6 protein-coding genes and 2 tRNA genes are annotated in these 7,470 nt (G+C 66.1%); 2 read left to right on the plus strand and 6 right to left on the minus strand.

Annotated features, from left to right (window positions below; all coding sequences use genetic code 11):
* Window positions 1-17: 17 nt before the first annotated feature.
* Window positions 18-2,069 (plus strand): M3 family metallopeptidase, encoded by a 2,052-nt coding sequence (locus tag AC25Y0_RS05315; protein ID WP_488134339.1) that lies wholly within the window; start codon window positions 18-20, stop codon window positions 2,067-2,069.
* Window positions 2,070-2,082: 13 nt separating this feature from the next.
* Here the strand turns inward: AC25Y0_RS05315 and clpX are convergent, their stop codons facing one another.
* The 5 genes from clpX to AC25Y0_RS05340 form a co-directional block, all read right to left on the minus strand.
* A complete protein-coding gene (gene clpX / locus AC25Y0_RS05320) occupies window positions 2,083-3,351 on the minus strand; it encodes an ATP-dependent Clp protease ATP-binding subunit ClpX (RefSeq protein ID WP_488123279.1) in 1,269 nt (422 codons plus the stop codon).
* Window positions 3,352-3,508: 157 nt separating this feature from the next.
* Complete coding sequence (locus tag AC25Y0_RS05325; protein WP_488123280.1) at window positions 3,509-4,174, minus strand: ATP-dependent Clp protease proteolytic subunit; 666 nt, start codon at window positions 4,172-4,174, stop codon at window positions 3,509-3,511.
* A 29-nt stretch (window positions 4,175-4,203) separates the two neighbouring features.
* Window positions 4,204-4,788: an ATP-dependent Clp protease proteolytic subunit gene (locus AC25Y0_RS05330; protein ID WP_488123281.1), complete on the minus strand. Its 585-nt coding sequence runs from the start codon at window positions 4,786-4,788 to the stop codon at window positions 4,204-4,206.
* 130 nt (window positions 4,789-4,918) lie between these two features.
* Window positions 4,919-6,376 carry a trigger factor gene (gene tig, locus AC25Y0_RS05335; protein WP_488134340.1) on the minus strand — a complete coding sequence of 486 codons (1,458 nt, stop codon included), beginning with the start codon at window positions 6,374-6,376 and terminating at the stop codon, window positions 4,919-4,921.
* A gap of 85 nt (window positions 6,377-6,461) precedes the next feature.
* Window positions 6,462-6,535, minus strand: a tRNA-Pro gene (locus AC25Y0_RS05340).
* 160 nt (window positions 6,536-6,695) lie between these two features.
* On the opposite strand from AC25Y0_RS05340, the gene AC25Y0_RS05345 reads away from it, so the two are divergent.
* Window positions 6,696-6,769, plus strand: a tRNA-Gly gene (locus AC25Y0_RS05345).
* Window positions 6,770-6,931: 162 nt separating this feature from the next.
* On the opposite strand, the gene AC25Y0_RS05350 is transcribed toward AC25Y0_RS05345, so the two are convergent.
* Window positions 6,932-7,470 (minus strand): hypothetical protein (locus AC25Y0_RS05350; protein WP_488134341.1); only part of this gene is annotated, 539 nt, incomplete at its 5' end.

Raw genomic sequence — 7,470 nt, forward strand, 5'->3', positions numbered from 1 at the left:
GCGTTTAGGCTGGGCCCATGGCATCCGCGAACCCTCTGCTCACCCCGTCGACGTTGCCGTACGGCCTGCCCGACTACGCCGAGATCCGTCCCGCGCACTACCTGCCGGCCTTCCGCGAGGGCTTTGAGCGGCAGCTCGCCGAGGTCGCCGCCATCACGCGCGTGCGATCGATGCCGACGTTCGAGAACACCATCGTCGCGCTCGAGTCCAGCGGTGCGCTGCTGACGGACGTCGCCCACGCGTTCTACACGGTGTCCGCGGCGGATGCCACCGACGAGATCCAGGAGATCGAAGAGACGCTCGCGCCGCTGATGGCTGCGCACCACGATGCCATCCAGCTCGACGCGCAGCTCTTCTGGCGGATCAAGACGCTGCACGATCGCCTGGATGAGCTCGATCTCGACCCCGAGCAGCGCTATCTCGTCGAGCGGCGCTACCGCGAGATGGCCCGCGCGGGAGCCGGACTCGATGACGAAGCGAAGGCCCGTCTCACCTCGATCAACACTCGCCTGTCGGTGCTGACGACGACGTTCGAGAAGAACCTGCTCGCGGACACCAACGACCTCGCGGTCGTCTTCGACACGGCGGATGAACTCGCGGGGATCACCCACGGCGAGGTGTCGGCGGCTGCCCGTGCCGCACGCGATCGAGGTCTCGACGACGGATACGTCGTGACGCTGCCGCTGTTCACCGGCCACCCCTATCTCTCCTCACTCACCAACCGCGAGTCGCGGCGCCGCATCATGGACGCCTCACGGGCGCGCGGACGCCGCGGCAACGCGCACGACAACAGCGACGTGCTGCGCGAGATCGTCACCCTGCGCGCCGAGCGCGCACACCTGCTCGGCTTCGAGACGCACGCCGACTACGTGACCTCCGATGAGACGGCCGGCTCCCCCGCCGCCGTGCACGAGCTGCTGCGCAGCCTCGCGATCCCCGCCGCCCGCAACGCCCGGCGCGAGCGCGCCGATCTGCAGAAGATCATCGACGCCGAACCCGAGCCGTTCCCCCTCGCGGCCCACGACTGGGCGTTCTACACCGAGCGGGTGCGCTCCGCGCGCTACGACCTCGACACGGCGGCGCTGCGCCCCTGGTTCGAGGCAGAGCGAGTGCTGCACGACGGCGTGTTCCGCGCCGCGACCGAGCTGTACGGCATCACCTTCACCGAGCGCGCCGACCTGCACGCCTACAACCCGGACGCGCGGGTCTTCGAGGTGCATGACTCCGACGGATCGGCCCTCGGCCTGTACGTGCTCGATCTGTACACGCGGGACACCAAGCGCGGCGGGGCGTGGATGAACTCGATCGTGCTCCAGTCGCGTCTGCGTGGCACGGCCCCCATCGTGGTGAACAATCTGAATGTCTCGCAGCCGGCACCCGGAGAGCCGACACTGCTCACCCTCGACGAGGTGACGACCTTCTTCCACGAGTTCGGCCACGCGCTCCACGGCCTCTTCGCGACGGTGACCTACCCGCACTTCGCGGGCACGAATGTCTTCCGGGACTTCGTCGAGTTCCCGAGCCAGGTCAACGAGATGTGGATCTTCTGGCCCGACGTGCTCGCTTCGTACGCGCGGCACGTCGACACCGGAGAGCCGCTCCCCGACGACGTGGTGGACAAGCTCACGAGTTCGGCCGCGTTCAATCAGGGCTTCGCGACGAGCGAATACCTCGCGGCGACCTGGATCGATCAGGCGTGGCACTCGCTCCCGCCCGAGCAGGCGGCCGAGGTCGACGACGTCGCAGCTTTCGAGAAGGCCGCTCTCGGCGACATCGGGCTCGACATGGAAGAGATCCCGCCCAGGTACTCATCGACGTACTTCGCGCACATCTTCTCGGGCGGGTACAGCGCCGGGTACTACTCGTACATCTGGAGCGAAGTGCTCGACGCCGACACGGTCGAGTGGTTCCGCGAGAACGGCGGACTCACGCGGGCCAACGGGGACCGATTCCGCGAACGGCTGCTCGGTGTCGGCGGTTCGAAGAACCCTCTCGAGGCGTACCGCGACTTCCGGGGCCGCGACGCCCACATCGGCCCGCTGCTGACGCGACGGGGCCTCACCGACTGAGGGCCCTCGCGGGTCAGGCGCTCTTGCGCTTTTCTCGCAGCACGAGCGTCGGCGTCGCACCCTGTTCGACGGCGGCGCGCGTGATGATGACCTTGTCGATGTCGTCGGACGACGGGATCTCGAACATGATCGGCCCCAGCACCTCTTCGAGGATCGCCCGCAGCCCGCGCGCACCGGTCTTTCGCGCCACGGCGAGCTCGGCGATCGCCTCGAGCGCCTCGACGTCGAACTCGAGCGCCGCACCGTCGAGCTCGAACATGCGCTGATACTGCTTGACGAGCGCGTTCTTCGGGCCGGTGAGGATCTCAATGAGCGCCGCACGGTCAAGCGGTGCGACGGATGCGACAACCGGAAGCCGCCCGATGAACTCGGGGATGAGTCCGAACTTGTGCAGGTCCTCGGGCCGGACCTCGCTGAACAGCGAGAGGTCGTCGCCCTTGTTGTGCAGCGGTGCACCGAAGCCCACGCCGTGCTTGCCGACACGCGACGAGATGATCTCTTCGAGGCCCGCGAAAGCACCGGCGACGATGAACAGCACGTTCGTCGTGTCGATCTGGATGAACTCCTGGTGCGGGTGCTTACGCCCGCCCTGCGGAGGCACCGAGGCGACCGTGCCCTCGAGGATCTTCAGCAGCGCCTGCTGGACACCCTCGCCCGAGACATCGCGGGTGATCGAGGGGTTCTCGGCCTTGCGCGCGATCTTGTCGACCTCGTCGATGTAGATGATGCCGGTCTCGGCGCGCTTCGTGTCGAAGTCGGCTGCCTGCAACAGCTTCAGCAGAATGTTCTCGACGTCTTCGCCGACGTAGCCGGCCTCGGTCAGCGCCGTGGCGTCTGCCACCGCGAAGGGCACGTTGAGGCGCTTCGCGAGGGTCTGCGCGAGGTAGGTCTTGCCGCATCCCGTGGGCCCGAGCAGCAGAATGTTGCTCTTGGCGATCTCGATCTCTTCGGCCCGCTGCTCTGCGGACTGCAGCGTGCCGTGGGCGCGCACGCGCTTGTAGTGGTTGTACACGGCGACCGACAACGCCCGCTTGGCGTCTTCTTGGCCGACGACGTACTCCTCGAGAAAGTCGAAGATCTCGCGGGGCTTCGGCAGGTCGAAGTCGGACACGACGCCCGACGAGGACTCGGCCATCCGCTCTTCAATGATCTCGTTGCACAGCTCGACGCATTCGTCGCAGATGTACACGCCAGGCCCAGCGATGAGCTGCTGCACCTGCTTCTGGCTCTTTCCGCAGAAAGAGCACTTGAACAGGTCGGCGCTCTCACCGATGCGTGCCATGTGGCTCCTCCTCTGTCGGGCCGGGTCCAGCCGTTCTCCGAGCCTATCCGCAAGCTGCGACATGGAGCGGGATTGCGACGCGGCAAGTGGAAGCCGACATGGACGACGAAGCCCCGCCGCCCGGAAATGTCCGGACGACGGGGCTTCGCGGCATCCGCTAGCTCGTGATGGCGGTCTGCCCGCGCTTGCGTGTCGTGAGTACCTGGTCGACGAGGCCGTACGTGAGCGCCTCTTCCGCCGAGAGGATCTTGTCGCGGTCGATGTCCTTGTGGACCTCTTCGACGGGCTTGTTCGAGTGGTACGCGAGCGTCGCTTCGAGCCAGGTGCGCATGCGCATGATCTCCTGGGCCTGGATCTCGATGTCAGACGCCTGGCCGTGTCCTGCCTCGCCCATTGACGGCTGGTGGATGAGGATGCGCGCGTTCGGCAGCGCGAGGCGCTTGCCGGGTGCGCCTGCAGCCAGCAGCACGGCCGCCGCCGAGGCAGCCTGGCCCAGCACGACGGTCTGGATCTGCGGCGACACGTACTGCATCGTGTCGTAGATCGCCGTCATGGCCGTGAACGAGCCGCCGGGCGAGTTGATGTACATGATGATGTCGCGATCGGGGTCCTGCGACTCCAGCACGAGCAGCTGCGCCATCACATCGTCGGCCGACGCGTCGTCGACCTGAACGCCGAGGAAGATGACGCGGTCCTCGAAGAGCTTGTTGTAGGGGTCCTGACGCTTGTAGCCGTAGGCCGTGCGCTCTTCGAACTGAGGCAGGACGTAGCGGCTGTTGGGCATCTGAAGACCCTGGGGGATGCCGACAGTCGGGGTGTGCATTCGGTTTCTCTCTTTCGCCGTCAGCCGGGTCAGTTGGCGGTTCCGCCGCCGCCGATGACGTCGGAGGCGGATTCGCGGATGTGGTCGACGAAGCCGTATTCGAGTGCCTCATCGGCGCGGAACCAGCGGTCGCGGTCGCCGTCGGCGTTGATCTGCTCGACGGTCTTGCCCGTCTGGGCCGCCGTGATCTCGGCGAGACGCTTCTTCATGTCGAGGATCAGCTGCGCCTGCGTCTGGATGTCGCTCGCCGTTCCACCGAAACCGCCGTGCGGCTGGTGCAGCAGGACGCGGGCGTTCGGGGTGATGTAGCGCTTGCCCTTCGTGCCCGCGGTCAGCAGCAGCTGCCCCATCGAGGCGGCCATGCCGATGCCGACCGTCACGATGTCGTTCGGCACGAACTGCATCGTGTCGTAGATCGCCATGCCGGCCGTGATCGAGCCGCCGGGCGAGTTGATGTAGAGGTAGATGTCCTTCTCGGAGTCCTCAGCGGCGAGGAGCAGGATCTTCGCGCAGATCTCGTTGGCGTTCTCATCACGCACCTCCGAGCCCAGCCAGATGATGCGGTCCTTCAGCAGCCTGTCGAAGACGCTCGTCGCGACAAGTGGTTCGGCCATGTGACACTCCTGATTCCGTGGTCGTCGCATCGAATCTACCGGCGCGCCGCCGGCGACCCGCGCGTGTTCGCCCTGGGCAAAGACGAAGGGTGGATGCCGCGGCATCCACCCTTCGCTTCGCGTGTGCGACTTACTCCTTGTCAGCGGCCTTCTTCTTGACCGGCGCCTTCTTGGCGGGCGCCTTCTTCGCTGCGGGCTTCTTGGCGGGCTTCTCGGCCTCTTCGGCCGCGATCACCTCGTCGGCGTCGGCAGCGGCGTCAGCGATCTCCTGCGCCTCTTCGACGACCTCTTCTTCGGCGGTCGGCTCGTCTTCGACGGCCACGAAGCCGGTCAGGTCGACCGGCTTGCCGTTCGTGTCGACGACGGTGACCTTGCCGAGAGCGACCGCGAGGGCCTTGTTGCGGGCGACCTCGCCGACCATCGCCGGCAGCTGGTTGCCCTCCTGCAGGGCGTTGACGAACTCCTGGGGAGCCATGCCGTACTGCGAGGCCGACTGGATGAGGTACTGCGTGAGCTCTTCCTGCGAGACCTGCACGTCGGACTGCTCGGCGAGCTTGTCCAGGAGCATCTGCGTCTTGAACTGCTTCTCGCTCGCCTCGGCGACCTCGGCGCGGTGGACGTCGTCTTCGAGACGCCCCTCACCCTCGAGGTGATTGTGCACCTCGTCCTCGATGAGCTGAGCGGGAACGGGGATGTCCACCTCGGCGATGAGCTTCTCGATGAACTTGTCGCGAGCAGCGGCACCCTGTGCGAAGACCGCCTGCTGGCCCACGCGGGCCGCGAGGCTCTCGCGCAGTTCGGCGATCGTGTCGAACTCGCTCGCCATCTGCGCGAAGTCGTCGTCCGCCTCGGGCAGCTCGCGCTCCTTGACCGCGGTCACGGTGACCGAGACCTCGGCCTCTTCGCCGGCGTGGTCGCCGCCGACGAGCTTCGAGCGGAAAGTGGTGTCCTCACCGGCGGTGAGCGAGTCGATCGCCTCGTCGATGCCCTCGAGCAGTTCGCCCGAGCCGACCTCGTACGACACGCCCTCGGCGCGGTCGATCTCGGTGTCGCCGATCGTGGCGACCAGGTCCAGCTCGACGAAGTCGCCGGTCGCAGCCGGGCGGTCCACGGCGATGAGCGTGCCGAAGCGGCCGCGCAGGCGGTCGAGCTCTTCGTCGACAGCGGCCTCGTCGGTCTCGACGGCGTCGACCTCGACGGTGAGCGTCTCGAAGGCGGGAAGCTCGAACTCGGGGCGCACGTCGACCTCGATCGTGACCTCAAGGTCGCCCGAGAAGTCCTTCTCGTTGGGCCACTCGGTGACCTCGGCGTTCGGGCGTCCGATGACGCGCAGCTCGTTGGCGGCGACGGCTTCACGGAAGAAGCGGTCGAGCCCGTCGCTCACCGCGTGCTCGAGCACCGCAACGCGTCCGATGCGCTGGTCGATGATCGGTGCGGGGACCTTGCCCTTGCGGAAACCCGGGATCTGGACGTCTTTCGCGATGTGCTCGTACGCGTGCGCGATGCTCGGCTTGAGCTCGTCCGGGCTGACCGTGATGTTGAGCTTGACCCGTGTGGGGCTGAGCTTCTCGACGGTGCTGTTGACCATGCCTGTTCGTTCTCCTCGTTTGGACCGGACTCGGCCGCGGCGGATGAATGTCTGGGGTCTCGGGTCCCCGAGCGGGGTCGTGACGTCGGGGCGACAGGATTTGAACCTGCGACCTCCCGCTCCCAAAGCGGGCGCTCTACCAAGCTGAGCTACGCCCCGGGCGGGTCGCGCACGAATGCGGACACGAAACGGCCCTGTGAAGTCTAGCCGACGCGCGCGGCTCCCTTCCCCGACGTGTCCGGAACGTGCGTTCGGGTCCGTTAGACTGGGCGAAGTCGTGGTTTTCCGTCGCGATGATCGGCGGGATACTGCCGATAGTGGGGCTGTAGCTTAGTGGTAAAGCCTTAGTCTTCCAAACTAATGATGCGGGTTCGATTCCCGTCAGCCCCTCCAAGAACGCCGCAACCCTGCGCGTGTAGACGCCTTCCAGCCGGACTAGAACACGTAAGCTCTGGCCGCGTGGGCACACGCGGAGACTACGTTCGTTCTACCTCTTCGCGACGGACGTCGCGCTTGCCACCGCCGACACTGCCGCCTTTGCCAGAGGCGGCCGGTCTAACGGTTGAACTCAGCCAACACGTTCAAAACAGCAGCCGTCACCTCAGGAGTGACTCTGAGTTGCGGGTCGAGCATGATGCCGGAACTTCCACCCGGTATAGGCAGTCCGACCGAGATGCCCGTAGGCACGTCTTTGAAGAGGCAGTGCGTCATCGTGTCCAGATCATCGATGTGGAGCGCGGCCCCGTCGATCTTGAACTTGACGCCGTTCCTCCAGAACTGCCCGCGCTGGATCGTCACGAGGGACGGCGTCTGGAACTCGAGCTCTACAAACACCGACCTAGCCCGATCCCGCAAGATGAGGCGACTGCCGATTCGCTCCACGTCGTAGGCCTCCGTGGTGTGAACCAGTTCGTTGTCCGCGACTGCGATCATTCGCCGGTTCCGTACATCACGGAGGTCAGCCTGAAGCAAGTAATTGCCGTCCTCATACCGGAACCCGATGACGGGACGTCCGTCCACTGAGATCGCGCAGAAGCTATGCTCCTCAGCGGTAAAGGCGAGCGTGGGACTGCCCCTACTTTGGTTGACGGGTA

The organism is Microbacterium sp. Y547 (genome assembly GCF_057669785.1).